The 19,262-nt window shown below is 69.7% G+C and carries 16 protein-coding genes; 2 read left to right on the forward strand and 14 right to left on the reverse strand.

Going from position 1 to position 19,262, the window contains the following annotated elements; translation table 11 throughout:
- Positions 1 to 3 precede the first annotated feature (3 nt).
- The 11 genes from G6N61_RS05750 to G6N61_RS05800 all read right to left on the reverse strand — a co-directional run bounded on the left by G6N61_RS05750 (position 4) and on the right by G6N61_RS05800 (position 15,878).
- A complete protein-coding gene (locus tag G6N61_RS05750) occupies positions 4 to 1,512 on the reverse strand; it encodes a glutamate synthase subunit beta (RefSeq protein ID WP_163917655.1) in 1,509 nt (502 codons plus the stop codon).
- Positions 1,505 to 6,085: a glutamate synthase large subunit gene (gene gltB, locus G6N61_RS05755; protein WP_163917656.1), complete on the reverse strand. Its 4,581-nt coding sequence runs from the start codon at positions 6,083 to 6,085 to the stop codon at positions 1,505 to 1,507. The genes G6N61_RS05750 and gltB overlap by 8 nt, the downstream gene beginning before the upstream one ends.
- A gap of 83 nt (positions 6,086 to 6,168) precedes the next feature.
- Positions 6,169 to 6,579 carry a DUF2752 domain-containing protein gene (locus tag G6N61_RS05760; protein WP_163917657.1) on the reverse strand — a complete coding sequence of 137 codons (411 nt, stop codon included), beginning with the start codon at positions 6,577 to 6,579 and terminating at the stop codon, positions 6,169 to 6,171.
- The gene (locus G6N61_RS05765) at positions 6,569 to 7,051 is read right to left on the reverse strand and encodes an NINE protein (RefSeq protein WP_235887423.1); all 483 of its coding nucleotides are present in this window, start codon (positions 7,049 to 7,051) and stop codon (positions 6,569 to 6,571) included. The genes G6N61_RS05760 and G6N61_RS05765 overlap by 11 nt, the downstream gene beginning before the upstream one ends.
- A gap of 48 nt (positions 7,052 to 7,099) precedes the next feature.
- The gene (lgt, locus tag G6N61_RS05770; RefSeq protein WP_163917659.1) at positions 7,100 to 9,895 is read right to left on the reverse strand and encodes a prolipoprotein diacylglyceryl transferase; all 2,796 of its coding nucleotides are present in this window, start codon (positions 9,893 to 9,895) and stop codon (positions 7,100 to 7,102) included.
- On the reverse strand, positions 9,892 to 10,683 hold the full coding sequence (gene trpA / locus G6N61_RS05775; RefSeq protein WP_163917660.1) for a tryptophan synthase subunit alpha: 792 nt from the start codon (positions 10,681 to 10,683) through the stop codon (positions 9,892 to 9,894). The genes lgt and trpA overlap by 4 nt, the downstream gene beginning before the upstream one ends.
- Positions 10,680 to 11,948, reverse strand: coding sequence for a tryptophan synthase subunit beta (trpB, locus tag G6N61_RS05780; RefSeq protein ID WP_163924621.1), 1,269 nt, complete (start codon positions 11,946 to 11,948; stop codon positions 10,680 to 10,682). Before trpB ends, trpA begins: the two co-directional genes overlap by 4 nt.
- A 98-nt stretch (positions 11,949 to 12,046) precedes the next feature.
- A complete protein-coding gene (trpC, locus tag G6N61_RS05785; RefSeq protein WP_163917661.1) occupies positions 12,047 to 12,865 on the reverse strand; it encodes an indole-3-glycerol phosphate synthase TrpC in 819 nt (272 codons plus the stop codon).
- A 92-nt stretch (positions 12,866 to 12,957) separates the two neighbouring features.
- A complete protein-coding gene (locus G6N61_RS05790) occupies positions 12,958 to 13,563 on the reverse strand; it encodes a TIGR02234 family membrane protein (RefSeq protein WP_163917662.1) in 606 nt (201 codons plus the stop codon).
- A complete protein-coding gene (locus G6N61_RS05795; protein ID WP_163917663.1) occupies positions 13,560 to 15,125 on the reverse strand; it encodes an anthranilate synthase component I in 1,566 nt (521 codons plus the stop codon). The genes G6N61_RS05790 and G6N61_RS05795 overlap by 4 nt, the downstream gene beginning before the upstream one ends.
- Positions 15,126 to 15,167: 42 nt before the next feature.
- Positions 15,168 to 15,878 carry a phytanoyl-CoA dioxygenase family protein gene (locus tag G6N61_RS05800; protein ID WP_163924622.1) on the reverse strand — a complete coding sequence of 237 codons (711 nt, stop codon included), beginning with the start codon at positions 15,876 to 15,878 and terminating at the stop codon, positions 15,168 to 15,170.
- A gap of 103 nt (positions 15,879 to 15,981) precedes the next feature.
- Between G6N61_RS05800 and G6N61_RS05805 the strand changes: the two genes are divergently transcribed.
- Complete coding sequence (locus G6N61_RS05805; RefSeq protein WP_163917664.1) at positions 15,982 to 16,455, forward strand: peroxiredoxin; 474 nt, start codon at positions 15,982 to 15,984, stop codon at positions 16,453 to 16,455.
- Positions 16,452 to 17,249 (forward strand): ABC transporter ATP-binding protein, encoded by a 798-nt coding sequence (locus G6N61_RS05810; RefSeq protein WP_163917665.1) that lies wholly within the window; start codon positions 16,452 to 16,454, stop codon positions 17,247 to 17,249. The genes G6N61_RS05805 and G6N61_RS05810 overlap by 4 nt, the downstream gene beginning before the upstream one ends.
- A 22-nt stretch (positions 17,250 to 17,271) precedes the next feature.
- Here G6N61_RS05810 and hisI read toward each other — a convergent pair whose 3' ends face one another.
- The 3 genes from hisI to G6N61_RS05825 are packed head-to-tail and all read right to left on the reverse strand — an operon-like array spanning position 17,272 to position 19,257.
- On the reverse strand, positions 17,272 to 17,625 hold the full coding sequence (gene hisI / locus G6N61_RS05815; RefSeq protein ID WP_163917666.1) for a phosphoribosyl-AMP cyclohydrolase: 354 nt from the start codon (positions 17,623 to 17,625) through the stop codon (positions 17,272 to 17,274).
- Between the two features lie 28 nt (positions 17,626 to 17,653).
- Positions 17,654 to 18,442, reverse strand: a complete 789-nt coding sequence (hisF, locus tag G6N61_RS05820) for an imidazole glycerol phosphate synthase subunit HisF (protein WP_163917667.1) — start codon at positions 18,440 to 18,442, stop codon at positions 17,654 to 17,656.
- Positions 18,439 to 19,257, reverse strand: a complete 819-nt coding sequence (locus G6N61_RS05825; RefSeq protein WP_163917668.1) for an inositol monophosphatase family protein — start codon at positions 19,255 to 19,257, stop codon at positions 18,439 to 18,441. Before G6N61_RS05825 ends, hisF begins: the two co-directional genes overlap by 4 nt.
- Positions 19,258 to 19,262 lie beyond the last annotated feature (5 nt).

The following is a 19,262-nucleotide window of genomic DNA, read 5'->3' on the forward strand; positions in this document are numbered from 1 at the left end:
GATTCAGATGACGGCTAGCGGAAGCGCGCCCGGCCTGACCGGCGCAGGAAGCTCGGACTCGCCCATGAGGTACGCGTCGACCGCGTGCGCCGCGCTGCGGCCCTCGGCGATGGCCCACACGATCAGCGACGCCCCACGATGGGCGTCCCCGCACACGAACACCCCCGGGGCCTCGGTCTGCCAATCCGACCCGCACGGCAGCGCGCCACGCCCGTTCAGCGTCAAGCCCAGCCCGTCGAGCAACGCCATGTGCTCGACGCCCTCGAAGCCGATGGCCAGCAGCGCCAGGTCGCACGGAATCTCGATCGGCTCGCCGACCGGGGTGACGATCCGGCGGCCCTCCGCGTCCCGCTGCACCTTGACCTCCGCGATCTGGAGCGCGCGCAGGTTCCCGTCGTCGTCACCCACGAAGCGCTGCACGGCCACCTCGTAGCGGCGGGCACCCCCCTCGTCGTGGGCCGGGGACAGCCGTGCGCGCAGCACCAGCGGCCACGTGGGCCACGGGGAGCGTGACTCGTCGCGCTGTCCTGGTGGCTCGGGGTTGTAGTCGAGCTGGGTCACCGAGATGGCCCCTTGCCGGTGGGCCGTGCCGAGACAGTCGGCCCCCGTATCGCCGCCGCCGATGATCACCACGTGCTTGCCCTTGGCGGAGATGGGCGACTCGCCGTCGCCCTCGCACTGCTTGTTCGCGGGCACCAGGTGGTCCATCGCGAGATGCACCCCGCGCAGTTCCCGACCCTCGACCAGGTTGTCGCGCGCCCGCAGCGCGCCGACTGCGAGCACCACCGCGTCGTGCTGGCCGCGCAGCGCCTCGACGCTCAGGTCGACGCCGACCTCGCACTCGGTGACGAAGCGGGTGCCCTCGGCGCGCATCTGGGCGAGACGGCGATCGAGTGTCGACTTCTCCAGCTTGTACTCCGGGATGCCGTAGCGCAGCAGCCCGCCGATCCTGTTGTCGCGCTCGTAGACCGTGACGTGATGGCCTGCACGCGTGAGCTGTTGTGCGGCAGCCAGACCCGCCGGGCCCGAACCGACCACGGCCACGCTGCGGCCGGTGGCGATCGCGGCGGGCTGCGGCTCCACCAGACCGAGCCGCCACGCCTGGTCGGCGATGGTGTTCTCGATGCGCTTGATGGTGACGGCGCCACCGGTGGTGTCCTCGCCGATCGAGAGTACGCACGCCGACTCGCACGGCGCCGGACACAGCCGCCCGGTGAACTCGGGGAAGTTGTTCGTGGCGTGCAGGCGATCGCTCGCAGCATCCCACCGGCCCCGCCGCACCAGGTCGTTCCACTCGGGGATCAGGTTGCCCAGCGGACAACCGGCAGTACCCGAGTGGCAGAACGGGATTCCGCAGTCCATGCAGCGCCGCGCCTGCTCGGACACCTCCCGCTCACGGTCCTTGGGGTCCTGGCGCTCGTAGACCTCGTGCCAGTCGCCGACGCGTTCGTCGACGGGCCGCTTGGGCGCATCGACCTTGGGCACCTTCAGGAATCCGGTGGGGTCAGCCACGGGTCGCCTCCATGATCGCCGCGTCCACGTCGCGTCCCTCGGCCTTGGCCATCCGGGTCGCCTGCAGCACGCGTTGGTAGTCGGTGGGCATGATCTTGGTGAACTGCGCACTGCGCCTTGGCCAGTCCGACAGCAGCGACTTGGCCACCGTGCTCCCGGTGAGGTGCGCGTGCGCGGTGACGGTCTGGCACAGCCACTCGAGGTCCTCGGACTCGGGACGCTGCAACTCGACCATCGCGGGGTTGACGTCGGCCGGGTCCAGCCCGAGCACGTAGGCGATGCCGCCGGACATGCCTGCCGCCATGTTGCGGCCGGTCGGGCCGAGCACGACCACGCGGCCGCCGGTCATGTACTCGCAGGCATGGTCGCCGACGCCTTCGGCGACCGCGACCGCGCCGGAGTTCCTGGCGCAGAAGCGCTCCCCCACCCGTCCGCGCAAGTAGACCTCACCCGAGGTCGCACCGTAGAGCAGGGTGTTGCCCGCGATGACGTTCTCCTCGGGGATGAACAGCACGTCCTCCGGCGGGCGGACGACGATGTGCCCGCCCGAGAGTCCCTTGCCGACGTAGTCGTTGGCGTCGCCGATGAGTTCGATCGTGACGCCCGGTGGCAGGAAGGCACCGATCGACTGCCCCGCCGACCCGGTGAGCGTGACGTGGATCGTGTCGGTCGGCAGGCCCTGGGCGCCGTAGCGCCGCGTGACCTCGGCGCCGAGCATGGTGCCCACCGTGCGGTTGACGTTGCGCACCGGTAGATCCAGCCGCACCGGGTGGGCGTCCTCCAGTGCGCCCTCGGCCAGCGCGATCAGCGTCTTGTCCAGCGCCTGGTCCAGTGCGTGGTACTGGTCCTTGACCTTCCGGCGCTGGGTGAGCTGCTCGCCGTGCGCGTTCTTCGGCATCGCGAAGATCGGGCTCAGATCCAGCCCCTTGCTCTTCCAGTGGGCGACGCCGACAGCGGTGTCCAGCGCGTCGGCCTGCCCGACGGCCTCGTCGATGCTGCGGAAGCCCAACTCCGCGAGGTACTCCCGCACGCCCTGGGCAATGAAGCGGAAGAAATTGACCAGGAACTCCGGCTTGCCGTTGAAGCGGGCGCGTAGCTCGGGGTTCTGCGTGGCCACGCCCACCGGGCAGGTGTCGAGGTGACAGACCCGCATCATGATGCAGCCGGCCACCACCAGCGGTGCGGTGGAGAAGCCGAACTCCTCGGCCCCGAGCAGGGCGGCGACGATCACGTCGCGTGCGGTGCGCATGCCGCCGTCGGCCTGCACGGTGATCCTGTCGCGCAGCCCGTTGAGCACCAGAGTCTGCTGGGCGTCGGCCAATCCGATCTCCCAGGGCAGGCCCGCGTGCTTGAGCGAGGTCAGCGGCGCCGCACCGGTGCCGCCGTCCCAGCCGGAGATGAGCACGACGTCGGCGTGCGCCTTGGACACCCCGGTCGCGACCGTTCCGACGCCGACGGAGCTGACCAGCTTGACGTGGATGCGGGCCTGATCGTTCGCGTTCTTCAGATCGTGGATCAGTTGCGCCAAGTCCTCGATCGAGTAGATGTCGTGGTGCGGCGGCGGCGAGATCAGTCCGACGCCGGGCGTGGAGTGCCGGGTCTTGGCGATGCTCGGGTACACCTTGTAGCCCGGAAGTTGGCCACCCTCACCGGGTTTGGCGCCCTGGGCCATCTTGATCTGGATGTCCGAGGCGTTGACCAGGTAGTCGCTGGTCACGCCGAACCGACCGGACGCGACCTGCTTGACCGCACTGCGACGGCGCGGGTCGTAGAGCCTGTCGACGTCCTCGCCGCCCTCCCCGGAGTTGGAGCGGCCACCGATCTGGTTCATGGCGATCGCCATGGTCTCGTGCGCCTCGGCGGAGATCGACCCGTAGCTCATGGCGCCGGTGTTGAACCGGGTGCAGATCGACTCCACCGACTCGACCTCGTCGAGCGGCACCGGCGGCCGCTGACCCTTCTTCAATTCGAACAGCCCGCGCAGCGTTCCGCCCTCACGGGACAGCCGGTCGACCTCGTCGGTGTACTGCGCGAAGACCTCGTCGCGGCCGGTGCGCGTCGAATGCTGCAGCAGGAACACGGTTTCGGGGGTGAACAGATGCAGTTCGCCTTCACGCCGGAAGGCGTACTCGCCGCCGACCTCCAGCCGCCGGTGCACGCGCTCGGTGGGATTCTCCGGGTAGGCGCGCCGGTGGCGCAGCTTGACCTCCTCGGCGACGACGTCGAGACCGATGCCGCCGAGCCTGCCCGGGGTGCCGGTGAAGTACTCGTCGACCACCTCCCGGTCGATGCCCACCACCTCGAAGGCCTGTGCGCCGGTGTAGGACGCGACGGTGGAGATGCCCATCTTGCTCATCACCTTCATCACGCCCTTGCCGAGCGCCTTGAGGTAATTGCGGACCGCGGTCTTGGTCTCGATGCCGGTCAGCTCGCCCTCGCGGATGAGGTCCTCGATCGACTCGAACGCCAGGTACGGGTTGACCGCTGCCGCGCCGAAGCCGATGAGCAGCGCGATGTGGTGCACCTCGCGGGCATCGCCGCTCTCGACCACCAGGGCGACGGTGGTGCGCTCCTTGGTCCGGACCAGGTGGTGGTGCACGGCCGACACCGCGAGCAGGGATGGAATCGGCGCGCGGGTGTGGTCGGAGTCCCGGTCCGAGATGACCAATGTGCGGGCGCCGCGGGCGATCTCCTCCGACGCACGCAGGCGGAGGTCCTCCAGCGCGTCGGTCAGCCCTTCGCCGCCGCGTTCGACGTCGTACAGCGCACGCAGTACCGCGGTCTGGAATCCGGGGTGGTCGCCGTCGTCGTTGATGTGGACGATCCGGTTCACTTCGTCGTTGTCGAGAACCGGCCAGCGCAGCAGGATCTGCCGGCACGACGCGGGCGTCGGCTCGAGCAGGTTGTGCTCGGGGCCCATCACCCGGGCCATCGACGTCACGATCTCCTCGCGGATCGCGTCCAGCGGCGGGTTGGTGACCTGGGCGAACATCTCGACGAAGTAGTCGTAGAGCAGCCGGGAACGCTGCGACAGCACGGCTGCGGGGGTGTCGGTACCCATCGAGCCGAGCGGTTCACCGCCCGATGCGGCCATGGGCGTCAACAGGATTCGTAGATCCTCTTCGCTGTAGCCGAAGGCGATCTGACGGCGCACCACCGAGTCGTGGTCGGGTTGCATCCTGACGCGATCGGGCAGGGTCGCGACGTCGAGCAGGCCGGCGTGCAACCATTCGTCGTACGGATGGTCGGCCGCGATCTCGGCCTTGATCTCCGCGTCGGAGATGATCCGTCCGGCCGCGGTGTCGACGAGGAACATCGTGTTCGGCTCGAGCCTGCCCCTGGCGACGATCTCGGCCGAAGGGATGGGCAGTACGCCGCTCTCGCTGGCGAGGATGATCCGGTCGTCGATGGTGCGCCACCACCGCCCGGGCCGTAACCCGTTGCGGTCCAGCACCGCTCCGACGACGGTGCCGTCGGTGAACGTGACGCAGGCGGGCCCGTCCCACGGTTCCATGATCGACGAGTTGAACTGGCACAGCGCCCGGCGCGCGGGGTCCATCGCGGTGTTGTTCTCCCACGCCTCGGGGATCATCAGCATCACCGCGTGCGGCAGGCTGCGACCACCGAGGTGCAGCAGCTCGAGCACCTGGTCGAACGACGCGGAGTCCGACGCGTCGGGCGTACAGATCGGCGAGAGCCGCGCCAGGTCGCCGCCGATGAGAGGACTCGACAGCATCGCCTCCCTGGCGTGCATCCGGTTGCGGTTGCCGCGGACGGTGTTGATCTCGCCGTTGTGCGCGACGAACCGGAACGGGTGGGCCAGCGGCCAGGACGGGAACGTGTTGGTCGAGAAGCGGCTGTGCACGATCGCGATGGCGCTGGTGCAGCGTTCGTCGCGCAGGTCGGTGAAGAACAGGGGCAGCTGCTTCGTGGTGAGCATGCCCTTGTAGGTCATGGTGCGGCTCGACAGACCGGTGAAGTAGACGCCGGTTCCGGCGTCTTCGTCGCTCGGCACGTGGCCGGCCCGCTTGCGCAACGGGTACACGCGCCGGTCGAGATCGATTCCGCCGAGCCGCTTTCCGTCGACCTCGGGCGCGGTGACGAAGAACTGCGCCATGTGCGGCATGCATCCTCGGGCGGTCTCCCCCAGGTCTGCACCGTCGGGGTCGACCGGCATCGAGCGCCAGCCGAGGACGACGAGGCCCTCGTCGTCGGCGATCCCCTCTACGCGCCGCATCGCCGCGGCCCGTTGGGTGGGGTCCATCGGAAGGAAGCAGACACCGGCGGCGAAGGCGTTGGTGCCGTCTGCAGCCGGTGGCGGCAGTTCGAAGTCGACGACCTCCCTCAGCAGGTCGACGGGCAGTTGCATGAGGATGCCTGCGCCGTCGCCGCTGTTGGTCTCGGCGCCGGCAGCGCCGCGGTGATCGAGGTGCTCGAGAGCCAGCAGGCCGTTGGCGACGATGCCGTGCGAGCGGCGACCCTTGATGTCGGTGACCATGGCGACGCCGCACGAGTCGGATTCGTGCTCCGGGTCGTACAGACCCTGCGCCTGGGGAAATGCCGAGAACAGCATCGAGGAGTACCTCCGCAGTCCGGAAAATTGATTTCCGGGACTACAGCGGCCCGAGTGCCGATTCTATCAGCGCACTGTCAGGTCTACCCTGTGACGAACGTTGGTACCAGCGGAAACCCGGGCAGATTGCGCACCACGGTCCACACGATCGCAGCGACGGCGATCGTCACCATGGCCGCCACGGGCATCAACCTCTGGCCGCGACGCCACCGCACCAGCAGCCACACCGCCAGCAATGGCAACCCGACGAACGCGAAGACGTTGTCGGTGACCGCGGCCGCGAGGTCGCCGTGCAGGACGTCGTGGGTCATGCGGATGCCACCGCAGCCCGGGCACTCCAGTCCCGTCAATGCCTTGAACGGGCAGGGCGGGAAGAGGAAGCCGGGACGGTGCGGATCCGCGAGCCCGACGTAGGCCAGCCCGCCGGTGACGAGCGCCGCGGCACCGACCGCGACGTGACCCCGCGTGAGGCGAGTGCCCGCCCTAGGTGCCATCGCGGAGCGGGCGGCCCTCCGGGTCGCGGACCTTGTCGGTCAGGATCAGCACGGCGTCGATGATGCCCCACACCACGGCCGCGATGCCGCAGGTGAGGAGGCCGACGACGATCTGGATCACGCCGAGCTTGGTGTAGCCCAGGTAGATCCGGCCGATTCCGACGAGGCCGACGAGCCCGACGAGCTGCAGCAGTCCAGCTACGAGCTTGGACTTCTCCGAGTACGGCTCGCCGGTGACGGGATGCCTGCCGTATGGGGCCACCGGGTCGTGGTAGCCGCCTACCGGTGGCGGCGGGTACTGCTGTCCGTAGCCCTGCTGCGGGTACCCCTGCTGCTGCGGGTACCCCTGCTGGGGGTAGCCCGGCTGGGAGAAGCCCTGCTGGGTCTGGTCCTGCTGGGAGTAACCCGGCGGCGGCGGGGGCGGGGTCGACGGAGTTCCATCCTCGCGGCCCCCGAACTGCGGTTCAGTCATGCGGCCCAGCATGCCAGACCGGGGTGGCGCTCAGGGGTCGAAGATCGATCAGCCGCGGTTGCGCTGCCACCAACGTCGACGGGTCCGTCCAGTCGTAGGCGGTGCGGGGGCGACAGGCGTCGTGGTGTCACCGGCGAGCGTCTTGGCGTCCTCTTCCCCAGCCACCGCAGCGTCGTGCGCCTCTTCGGCGTCACCCTGGGCGGCAGTCACCTCGTCACCGTCGACCGAGCCGAGACCTTCCTCGGGAGCGGCACTCGACTCGGGGTCGTCAACACTTGATGACGCAGCGGGCTCGGACTCGTTCTCGGCTGCGACGTCATCAGCCAACGACTCAGCCTCATCGGCACCCACCACCGCGGCCTCGTGCACCTCCTCGGCGTCACCCTCAGCGGCAGACACCTCGTCACCGTCGACCGAGCCGAGCCCCTCCTCAGGAGCGGCACTCGACTCAGGCTCGTCAACATTGGATGACGCAGCGGGCTCGGACTCGTCCTCGGCTGCGACGTCATCAGCCAACGACTCGGCCTCATCGGCACCGACCACCGCAGCCTCGTGCACCTCACCGGCGTCACCCTCGGCAGCAGTCACCTCGTCTCCGTCGACCGAGCCCAACCCCTCCTCGGGAGCGGCACTCGAGTCGGACTCGTCAACACTTGATGACGCAGCGGGCTCGGACTCGTTCTCGGCAGCGACGTCATCAGCCAACGACTCAGCCTCATCGGCACCCACCACCGCGGCCTCGTGCACCTCATCGACGTCACCCTCGGCAGCAGTCACTTCATCACCGTCGACCGAGCCGAGCCCCTCCTCAGGAGCGGCACTCGACTCGGACTCGTTGGAACTCTCGCCAGCCACGTCGTCAGCCAACGACTCCGCCTCATCAGCACCGACCACCGCAGCCTCGTGCACCTCACCGGCGTCACCCTCGGCGGCAGTGACCTCGTCACCGTCCACCGAACCCAACCCCTCCTCAGCGGCGGCACTCGACTCAGACTCGTCCTCGCCTACCACGTCATCAGCGAGCGACTCGGCTTCATCCGCACCAACCACCGCAGCCGCGTGCACCTCACCGGCGTCACCCTCAGCGGCAGTCACCTCGTCACCGTCGACCGAACCCAACCCCTCCTCGGGAGCCGCGTCGGTCGAGCTGACTTCGCCCGGCTCGGATTCGTCGCGGACCCCGTCGGCAAGCGTCTCGGCGTCGTCGGCACCGGTGACCGCTGCCGCGTGTACCTCGGCCGCGTCGCCCTTCGCGGCAGTGACCTCGTCGCCGTCGACCGAGCCGAGCCCCTCTTCGGGAGCGTCGGACCCGGGGTCGGCTTCCTCGGCCGGCACGTCCTCGACCAACGACTCCACGTCGTCGGCAGGATCGTCGGTCGATGCGACGGCGTCGGCCTCGGCACCCAGGTCGGCGGCGAGCGCCTCGGCCTCGAACGCACCTTCTGCGGCCGCTTCCTGAACCTCGGCGGCGTCGCCTTCGGCAGCGATGACTTCGTCACCGTCTACCGAGCCGAGACCCGCTTCTGGCTTGTCGGCGTCATCGGCCTCGTCGCCTGCCTCGGCGAACGCCTCTGCTTCGGCGATGTCCTCAGACGACGCGGTCTCCACCTGCTCGACCAGATCCTCCGCCTCCGCAGCGGCCTCCGACTTCTTGCCGTCGAACTCGTCCTCGGGGTTGGTTTCGACGTCGTCCACGGCGGCGCCGTCGGCCTCGTCGCCTGCCTCGGCGAATGCCTCTGCCTCGGCGATGTCCTCGGACGACGCGGTCTCCACCTGCTCGACCAGATCCTCGGCCTCAGCAGCGGCCTCGGACTTCTTGCCGTGCAAGTCGTCGGCGTTGTCACCGGCTCCGGACGCGGTGGGTTCGTCTTCCTTGCCTGCCACCACCGCAGCGGCGACCAGTCCACTGGTCGCGGCGGCCGCGGTCACGTTCTCACCGGCGTCGTCGACCACGGACTCGCCACCCGCCACGGTGTCCTTGCCTCGCAGCGTCCACGGCTCCTCGCGGCCCTTCGTGGCAACCATGACGTAGACCACCGCCGCGATGAACACGAACGTCGACGTGAAGGTGTTGACGCGGATTCCGGTGTCGCCGATCGTCGTCGCGTAGTCGCTACGCATCAGCTCGATCCAGAAGCGGCCGACGCAGTAACCGGCCACGTACAGCGCGAACAGCCGGCCGTGACCGATGCGGAACCGCTTGTCGATCACCAGCAGGAGCCCGAAGACCAGCAGGTTCCACAGCAATTCGTACAGGAACGTCGGGTGTACGACGTCGACCAGCTGCCCCGTCGACACGCCGTTCAACGAGTCGGGATAGCCCGCGGCGTTACGCCGTTCGTAGACTTCCAGCCCCCACGGCAGCGTCGTCGGCCTGCCGTACAGCTCCTGGTTGAAGTAGTTGCCCAGCCGGCCGATGGCCTGGGCCAGGATGATGCCGGGCGCGATCGCGTCGCCGAACGCAGGTAGCGGTATCCCCCGCCGCCGGCACCCGATCCACGCACCGACGCCACCCAACGCGACGGCACCCCAGATACCCAGGCCACCGTCCCAAATCCGCAGCGCCGCACCGAAACCCTTGCCGCCGTCGCCGAAGTACGTCGTCCAGTCGGTGAGCACGTGATAGAGCCGGCCACCGATCAGACCGAACGGGACCGCCCACAGCGCGATGTCGTAGATGACGCCCGGCTCGCCGCCGCGGGCCGACCAGCGGCGGTCGCCGAGGATGAGCGCCGCGACGATGCCCGCCAGGATGCACAGCGCATAGGCCCGGATGGGGAACGGGCCGAGATGCCACACTCCCTGGTCGGGGCTGGGAAGGTAGGCCAGAACAGTCAGGGTCACGCGGTAATCCTTTGTCGCACTCCGTCAGCCAGTTCCTCGGTCAGCGCCCTGACCGCCGGGATCCCGTTGGCCAGCGCGGTCACGAGTGCCGAGCCGACGATGACCCCGTCCGCGTAGCCGCCGATCTCCGCCGCCTGCGCACGCGAACGCACGCCCAAACCAACGCCGACCGCGATGTCGGATACCTCCTTGACGCGGGCGACCAGTTCCGGCGCCATGTTCGACACGGCGTCACGTGCGCCGGTCACCCCCATCGTGGAGGCGGCGTAGACGAATCCGCGCGAGGCCTCGACGGTCGCGGCCAGCCGCTCGGGCGTCGACGACGGCGCGACCAGGAAGATCCGGTCGAGGTTCTGCTCGTCGGACACCTGCATCCACTCGTCGGCCTCCTCGGGAATGAGGTCCGGCGTGATGAGGCCCAGTCCGCCTGCCGACGCGAGGTCGCGCGCGAAGGGCTGGACGCCCTTCTTCAGAACGGGGTTCCAGTACGTCATCACCACGGCATTGCCGCCGGCATTGCTGATCGCCTCGACCGCCGACAGCGCGTCGCGCACCCGCACTCCTCCGCGCAAGGCCATCTCGGTCGCGGCGGCGATCGTCGGTCCGTCCATCCCCGGATCGGAGTAGGCGATGCCGACTTCGATGATGTCGCAACCGGATTCGACCATCGCGACCATGGCGTCGATCGACGTCGAGACGTCGGGGTAGCCGGTGGGCAGATAGCCGATCAGCGCAGCACGCCCCTCGGCGCGGCAGGCAGAGAACAGGTCGGTCAGTCGGCTGGTCACGTCGCGGCCCCCTCGTCGTCGAAGAGACCGAACCACTTGGCAGCGGTCTCGACGTCCTTGTCACCGCGACCCGAGAGGTTCACCAGAATCACCGCACCTGCGCCGAGTTCGACGCCCAGCTTGAGCGCCCCGGCGATGGCGTGGGCGGACTCGATCGCGGGGATGATGCCCTCAGTGCGGCACAGCAGCGCGAACGCGTCCATGGCCTCGGCATCGGTGATGGGCAGGTACTGGGCCCGCCCCATGTCCTTGAGGTACGCGTGCTCGGGGCCGACCCCCGGGTAGTCCAGACCGGCCGAGATCGAATGCGACTCGATGGTCTGCCCGTCCTCGTCCTGCAGCAGGTACGAGAACGAACCCTGGAACGCGCCGGGCGTTCCGCCGGTGAACGTCGCGGCGTGCCGACCGGTCTCGACGCCGTCGCCGGCGGCCTCGTAACCGACCAGCCGAACACTCGGATCGTCGATGAAGGCGTGGAAGATGCCGATCGCGTTCGAACCGCCACCGATGCAGGCCGTCACCGCGTCGGGCAGACGACCCAGCCGCTGCTGGATCTGGGCGCGCGCCTCGAGACCGATGACGCGCTGAAAGTCACGGACCATCGTGGGGAACGGGTGCGGGCCCGCAGCGGTGCCGAAGCAGTAGTACGTCGCGTCGGCATTGCTCACCCAGTCGCGGAACGCCTCGTTGATGGCGTCCTTCAACGACTTCGAGCCGGACTCCACCGAGACGACGCGCGCCCCGAGCAGGCGCATCCGCGCCACGTTGAGCGCCTGCCTCGCGGTGTCGACAGCCCCCATGTACACCACGCACTCCATGCCGAGCAGCGCGCACGCGGTGGCCGTGGCCACGCCGTGCTGGCCCGCGCCGGTCTCGGCGATGACGCGCGTCTTGCCCATCTGCCGCGCCAGCAGCGCCTGGCCGAGCACGTTGTTGATCTTGTGAGACCCGGTGTGGTTGAGGTCTTCTCGCTTGAGGAACAGCCGCGCTCCCCCGGCGTGCTCCGACAGACGCGTGGCCTCGTACAGCGGTGACGGACGCCCGCTGTAGTCGCGCTGCAGGCGATCGAGTTCGTCGAGGAACGTCTGGTCGGTGCGCGCCTTCTCGTAGGCGGCGGTGACCTCCTCGATGACGGCCATCAGCGCTTCGGGCACCAGCCGGCCACCGTAGGCACCGAAGTGCCCCCTGGCGTCGGGGTCGTGCACGGTGGGTTCCGCGACGGCTGCGCTGGAACGCGGCAGCTCCGGACCGGCGAGATCGGACATGGCATTCTCTTCTCCGCGCAAACGGCTCATCGGATCTTCTTCTCTTCGCGCAGGCGGCTCATCGCATCGTTCTCATCGCGCGAGCGGTTCGCGCCAGGTCAGCGCGACGGTTTGGGGCAGGACGGGTGATTGCCTGCGTTGACGAGATCGGCCACGGCACTCCGGGGGTCACCGCTGGTGACCAGACCTTCACCGACCAGGACGGCATCGGCGCCGGCTCCGGCATAGGCCAACAGATCGGCAGTGCCGCGCACACCGGACTCGGCGATGCGGATCACGTTCGAGGGCAGGCCCGGTGCGATTCGCGCAAAGCAATCGCGGTCGACCTCGAGGGTCTTCAAATCCCTTGCGTTGACGCCGATTACGCGCGCACCGGCCTGCAGTGCCCGGTCGGCCTCTTCCTCGGTGTGCACCTCGACCAGCGGCGTCATGCCGAGGGACTCGGTGCGGTCGATCATCGACTCCAGCGCCTGCTGCTCCAGCGCGGCGACGATCAGCAGCAGCATGTCCGCGCCATGCGCGCGTGCCTCGTGGATCTGGTACGGGCCCACGATGAAGTCCTTGCGCAGGACCGGGATCGACACTGCCGCGCGGACGGCGTCGAGGTCGTCGAGCGACCCGTTGAACCGACGCTCCTCGGTCAGGACGCTGATGACGCGGGCGCCGCCGTCCTGGTAGGCGCGGGCCAGCTTGGCGGGGTCCGTGATGTTCGCCAACGCACCGCGCGACGGGCTCGCCCGCTTCACCTCGGCGATGACGCCGATACCGGGTTCGCGCAGCGCGGCGAGTACGTCACGGGCGGGGGCCGCGGCCTTCGCCTTGGCCTTGACGTCGGTCAGACTGAGCGCGGCCTCGCGCGCGGCGACGTCGGCGCGGACTCCCTCGATGATGGAGTCGAGCACGGTAGCCGGGCTCATGTGCCGTCGATGTCCTTCCGAGCAGGTCCGGGGACCCGGATGCAACCGGATCGTTCAGAATCAAAGGGTAACCGCCAGCCGGCCATCTGCCGTCACCGACCCTCGGTGTGATCGGTGGTCGGGTCACGGCCCTCGTCGAGCGCATCCCAGATCAAGCGTTCGTTCAACTTCTCGTCACCGGATTCGGCCGCCAGCTCGCGTGCCGCCTCCTCGCGCCGGGCCGCGGGCGCGGCGTACTTCGTGCTCGTCACGCGGGGTTGTTTCGCCGATCGCAGGAGGAGCACGGCCGCCACCAGGGTCATGACGGCTGCGAGCAGCGTGAGGATCGCACCCACGTACTGCCGGTCGCTCCCGACCAGCGCGTGCACCGGCAGGTCGACGGCGGACGCGGCATAGGCGGCCACGTCGGGCACCACCCACAGCGAGATGGCCAGGTAGCCGAGTCCCGCACTGACCACCGCGAGCAGCACCGCCACGGCCCGCAGCGCCCAGCCGCGGACGGCCAGCGGCGCCAGGGCGGCCGCGGCGAGCAGGAGCGCGACGGGCACCATCGCCGCCGACCACGTTGCCCCGGACAACGTCGTCGTGCGTGGCTGACCCAGCCCGTCGGCCGACTCGAGGGTCACCCACGTCAGACGCGACGCCCCCCACAGCGCCAGGGCGGCCGTCACCAGGAGCAGCTGGCCGATCCGGGTCACGGCTCGGCCAGTGTCTCGGCGGCGGCGATGGCCGCCAGCACTGCTCGCGCCTTGTTCGACGCCTCGGCGAATTCGTACGGGCCGTTCGAGTCGGCGACGACGCCGCCGCCCGCCTGCACGTAGGCGGTGCCCGAACGCATCAGGGCGGTCCGGATCGCGATGGCGAAGTCGGCGTTCCCCGCGAAGTCGAGGTAGCCGAGGACGCCGCCGTAGAGGCCGCGCCTGGTCTTCTCGACCTCCTCGATGAGTTCCATGGCGCGGACCTTCGGCGCCCCCGACAGCGTTCCCGCGGGGAAGCACGCGGTGATGGCGTCGAGCGCCGACTTGTCCGGCGCGAGTTCCCCGGTGACGGTCGACACCAGGTGCATGACGTGGCTGTAGCGCTCGATGTGGCTGTAGTCCTCGACGCGGACGGTCCCCGGCACGCACACCCGCCCCAGATCGTTGCGCCCGAGATCGACGAGCATCAGGTGCTCGGCGCGCTCCTTTTCGTCGCTCAGCAGGTCCTTCTCGAGCAGGACGTCCTCCTCCTCGGTCTCGCCGCGCCAGCGAGTCCCCGCGATCGGGTGGGTCGTCGCCCTGCCGTCCTTGACCGTCACCAGGGCTTCCGGGCTGGACCCGACGATGGAGAAGTCCAGTTCGCCGGCGTCGTTCGGGACGTTCAGCAGATACATGTAGGGACTCGGGTTGGTGACCCGCAGCATGCGGTACACGTCGAAGGGATCCGCCGCGGTGTCCATCTCGAACCGCTGCGAGGGCACCACCTGGAACGCCTCACCGGCTTCGATGTCGCCGACCAGCTTGTCGACGATGGCCGTGTACTCCTCCACGGTGCGTTGCGAGCGGTGCTGGGGCTGGGGGCGGCTGAACGTCGCGACGGTCGATCCGAGGGGCTGGCCGAGCGCAGCGGTCATCACGTCGAGACGCGTCACGGCGTCCTCATAGGCCCAGTCGACGCGCTCCTCGGTGCCGTTCCAGTTCACCGCGTTGGCGATGAGGGTGATCGTGCCCTCGTGGTGGTCGACGGCGGCGACGTCGGTCGCCAGCAGCAGCAGCATGTCCGGCAGCCCGAGGTCGTCCACCGTCGTCGACGGCAGCCGCTCCAGGCGGCGGACCATGTCGTAGGCGAAGAACCCGACCAGTCCACTCGACAGCGGCGGCAACCCGGGCACCGCAGCGGTCGCGAGCAGGTCCAGCGTGGACCGCAACGCCTGCAGCGGGTCCCCGCCACTCGGCGCATCCTTGGGCGTGACCCCCAGCCAGGCGGCTTCGCCGTCCCGCACGGTCAGCGCCGACGGGGCGCCCGCCCCGATGAACGACCACCGCGACCACGACCGGCCGTTCTCGGCGGACTCCAGCAGGAACGTGCCGGGGCGGTTGCCTGCCAGCTTGCGGTAGGCCGACAGCGGCGTCTCACTGTCGGCGAGCACCTTGCGAGTCACCGGAACCACCCGGTGCTCGGCGGCCAGCGCGCGGAAGGTCTCACGCGAGGTGGTCACGGCGAGCGACGAATCCGCAGCGGCCGACGAGCGCTCGCGCGAAGGACTGGTGGCGTGTTGCACGCGTCGATCCTCCCAGATCGCGGGCGGGGTGCCGCGACTCAGCTAGTCGAACACCGATGCCAGCGGTGTCGCGGCTCCCGGCTCGACTGGACTCGTCAGCATGATCGGCGCCTGCGCCATGAACCGCGGGGTGTGGCCGCGGTGCTCGTCGGCGGCGTGCACGGTGAACGGATGCAGCAGGTACATGTCGCCCGGCTCGCCCGTCGCACGGTGCACCGGTCGCCCCGCGCTCGCCGCGTCGACGATGGGCCCCGCGACGAACGGGTCCAGCGGGTCGGGAGTCAGCACCCGGGCGACGTCGCGGTGCGAGCCTGCCCGGATCCGGGTCGGCGCATCGTGGGGTCCCACGTCGGAGAGCAGGGTCAGCAGCAGCACGGTGTGCGGCCGGCCCGAGACCGCCCACGACCCGTCGGCACCCGGGGTGTTCGCGTCGACGTGCCAGCCCCGGTCGTCGGCCGTGGGCGGCACCGGAAACCGGACCGGGACGTTGCCCAGCGATCCACGGGGACGCCACCGCCCGACGCCGCAGATCCGGTCGAGCGCCGCCGCCAGGGCGGGGCTCGTCACCAGCTCGCCGAACGGCCCCTCTCCGGTCAGGTCGGCGGCCCACCGCACGGGTTCGGTCCACGGACCGTCGGGTGACGCACCGAGCTGGCGCCACAGCCGGTCGCGCGCATCGTCGGCGACCGCGCGCGGCACGGCCTGCTCGATGCGGGCGTATCCGTGGGCCAGGAAGGCGTCGAGTTCGACCATCGCCGTGAGCTTGTCACCCGCAACACCGGCAGCACCAACCATTTTCGGGTGCGCTCGTCCACGGTCGGGGGCGATCACGAAACGGGGCGTAGCGTGACTGCCCATGACATCGATCAAGCGGGGCGACCGCGTCGCCGACTTCGAACTGCCCGATCAGACCGGAACGGCCCGCAGCCTGACCAGCTTGCTCGCCGGCGGGCCGGTCGTCCTCTTCTTCTACCCCGCCGCGATGACGCCGGGGTGCACCAAGGAGGCCTGCCACTTCCGCGACCTGGCCGGCGAGTTCGCCGCCGTCGGCGCAACCCGGGTCGGCATCAGCGCCGACGCCGTGGACAAGCAGGCCAAGTTCGCCGAGCAGCAGAACTTCGACTACCCGTTGCTGTCGGACGTCGACGGCGCGGTCGCCACGGCCTTCGGCGTCAAGCGCGGTCTACTCGGCAAGCTGATGCCGGTCAAGCGCACCACGTTCGTCATCGACACCGACCGCACGGTGCTCGACGTCATCGCCAGCGAGTTCAGCATGGACAGCCATGCCGACAAGGCGCTGGAGGTGCTGCGGCAGCGTCAGTCGGCGTGACACCCGTCCTCGAACTGGCGGACGTCACCTTCCGCCGCGACGGCAAGCAGATCATCGACGGCATCTCCCTCACCGTCGAGCCCGGCGACCACTGGGCGCTGCTCGGCCCCAACGGCGCGGGCAAGAGCACGCTGCTCGGATTCTGTGCAGCGGTGACGTTTTCGACCACGGGGACCGTCAGGGTCCTCGGCCAGCAGATGGGCCGGGTGGACCTGGCAGCCGTGCGACGCCACATCGGGCACGTCAACCCCCGGCACCGGCTGCAGTCCCCGCTGACCGTGCGGGAGGTGGTGCTGACCGGGATCACCGCCACCATCGACCTGCCCATCCGATGGACGCCCGGCCCCGCCGAACTGGCGCGCGCGGACGCGATGGTGGAGTCGGTGGGGTTGTCGCACAAGGCCGATGACCGGTGGCCGATGCTCTCCCAGGGCGAGCGCGGCCGGGCACTGATCGCTCGGGCACTGGTCGCCGAGCCCCAGTTGCTGCTCCTCGACGAACCGACCACGGGCCTCGACGTCGCTGCTCGCGAGCAACTGCTGGAGACCATGGACGGCCTCGACGACACGCACCCCGACGTCGCGTCGATTCTGGTCACCCACCACCTCGAGGAACTCCCGACGACCACCACGCACGCGCTGCTGATCGCCGACGGCCGCACCGTGGCGTCGGGCCGCGCCCGCGAGGTCATCACGACCGACACCGTGACCACGGCGTTCTCGCATCCGGTTCGGGTCGGCTACTCCGAGGGCCGCTGGTCCGCGCGGGCCAAGGCGACGCGCTACGACGTGTGAGCCCGCGGTGTTCGGTGCGGCGCTACCCGTCCGCCGCGAGCAGCACGTCCGCGTCGAAGCAGGCGTGCGCCCCGGTGTGACAGGCCGCCCCCACCTGGTCCACCTCGAGTAGGACCGTGTCGCCGTCGCAGTCCAGACGCACCGAGTGCACGTACTGGGTGTGCCCGGAGGTCTCGCCCTTGACCCAGTACTCCGCGCGGGACCGCGAGTAGTACGTCGCATTCCGGGTGGCCAGCGTGCGCGCCAGTGCCTCGTCGTCCATCCACGCGACCATCAGCACCTGACCGGTCGCGCGCTCCTGCGCCACCGCCACGAACAAACCGTTCGCGTCGCGCTTCAGGCGTGCCGCGATCGCCGGGTCCAAGCTCGAGTTCATCGGGTCCCTCGGCTCTTCGCGCAAGCGCTCATCTCACCACAATCCCTTGCTCCGCCATCGCGGACTTCACCTCGCCGATGCTCAGTTCCTTGAAGTGGAACACGCTGGCGGCCAACACCGCATCGGCACCCGCGTCGACCGCGGGCGCGAAGTGGTCTGCCGCGCCGGCGCCACCGCTGGCAATGACGGGAACGGTGACCGCGGCCCGCACCGCGCGCAACATGTCGAGGTCGAAGCCGGCCTTCGTGCCGTCGGCGTCCATGGAGTTGAGCAGGATCTCGCCGACGCCGAGTTCCGCTCCGCGCCTTGCCCATTCGACGGCGTCGATGCCGGTACCGCGACGTCCGCCGTGCGTGGTGACCTCCCAGCCCGACGGCGTCGGCGCCGAACCCGCCGGCACCGTGCGGGCGTCGACCGACAGCACGATGCACTGCGAGCCGAACTGCCGCGACAACTCGCCCAGCAGGTCGGGCCGCGCGATCGCCGCGGTGTTCACCGAGACCTTGTCGGCACCAGCGCGCAACAGGGTGTCGACGTCCTCGATGGAACGCACCCCACCGCCGACGGTCAGCGGGATGAAGACCTGTTCGGCGGTGCGCCGCACCACCTCCAGCATCGTCGACCGCCCCGACGACGACGCGGTGACGTCGAGGAAGGTGAGTTCGTCGGCGCCCTCGGCGTCGTAGACCGCCGCCAGTTCGACGGGATCCCCGGCGTCACGCAGATTCTCGAAGTTGACGCCCTTGACCACGCGCCCGGCGTCGACGTCCAGACACGGGATGACCCGCACGGCCAGACCTTCGCCATGGTGGTTCATCGGTAGTCCCCCGGATCGCCGATCGATGCGAACACCTCGAGCAGTTCGCCGTGCACACCCGGCGACCCGGCCAGCGCCGACTGCGATTCGATCGTCCACTCCTGCCCGGCGAGGTCGGTGACGACGCCGCCCGCCGCGCGGACGAGCGCCACACCGGCAGCGTGGTCCCACACGTGGTGACCGAAGCTGATCGCGGCACCCAGGACGCCCGCTGCCGCGTAGGCGAAGTCGACGCCCGTGGCGCCGTGCATCCGCATCCGTGAGCATCGCTGGCTCAACTTCTCCAGAAACGCCACCCGGTAGGCGCCGGGGAACCTGCCGCGGGAGTCGATGTTGAAGGAGCCGCTGCCCACCACGGCGTCGTCGAGGTTGGTGCGCTCCAGGCGGGGCTGCTCGATCCCGTTGACGCGCAACGGGCCACCGACCACCGCCGTGTACCGCTGGCCCGTGAACGGCAGCCACGTCAACCCGGCCACCGGCTCGCCCTCGCGCAGCAGACCCAGCAGGATCCCCGCCGTCGGCAGTCCCGCGGCATAGTTGAACGTTCCGTCGATCGGGTCGAGCACCCACACGAGGTGCGACTTCAGGTCGGCTCCGCCGAATTCCTCACCGTGCACGCCGATCCCGGTCGTCGACTCTAGCGCGGCCACCACCTGACGTTCGATCGCGAGGTCGACCTCGGTCGCGAAGTCGTTGCCCTTCTTCTGCACGGCGGAGTCGGCCCGGTGGCCCGCAACGAACGGCTTGGCCGCGTCGTCCAGGACCGCGGCGGCGGCGCTGACCAGACCGTCGAGGTCCGCATCGTCGAGAGCCACTACGG

This window comes from Mycolicibacterium arabiense (genome assembly GCF_010731815.2).
Classification (GTDB): Bacteria; Actinomycetota; Actinomycetes; order Mycobacteriales; family Mycobacteriaceae; genus Mycobacterium; species Mycobacterium arabiense.

What these genes read in the sequence shown, in the direction of transcription:
- gltB (WP_163917656.1), bottom strand. Translation starts at nt 6,085, where the DNA reads ATGCTGTTCTCGGCATTTCCCCAGGCGCAGGGTCTGTACGACCCGGAG.
- G6N61_RS05760 (WP_163917657.1), bottom strand. Translation starts at nt 6,579, where the DNA reads ATGGCACCTAGGGCGGGCACTCGCCTCACGCGGGGTCACGTCGCGGTC.
- trpC (WP_163917661.1), bottom strand. Translation starts at nt 12,865, where the DNA reads ATGAGCCCGGCTACCGTGCTCGACTCCATCATCGAGGGAGTCCGCGCC.
- G6N61_RS05765 (WP_235887423.1), bottom strand. Translation starts at nt 7,051, where the DNA reads ATGACTGAACCGCAGTTCGGGGGCCGCGAGGATGGAACTCCGTCGACC.
- hisI (WP_163917666.1), bottom strand. Translation starts at nt 17,625, where the DNA reads ATGAACTCGAGCTTGGACCCGGCGATCGCGGCACGCCTGAAGCGCGAC.
- trpB (WP_163924621.1), bottom strand. Translation starts at nt 11,948, where the DNA reads ATGTCCGATCTCGCCGGTCCGGAGCTGCCGCGTTCCAGCGCAGCCGTC.
- hisF (WP_163917667.1), bottom strand. Translation starts at nt 18,442, where the DNA reads ATGAACCACCATGGCGAAGGTCTGGCCGTGCGGGTCATCCCGTGTCTG.
- G6N61_RS05800 (WP_163924622.1), bottom strand. Translation starts at nt 15,878, where the DNA reads ATGGTCGAACTCGACGCCTTCCTGGCCCACGGATACGCCCGCATCGAG.
- G6N61_RS05805 (WP_163917664.1), top strand. Translation starts at nt 15,982, where the DNA reads ATGACATCGATCAAGCGGGGCGACCGCGTCGCCGACTTCGAACTGCCC.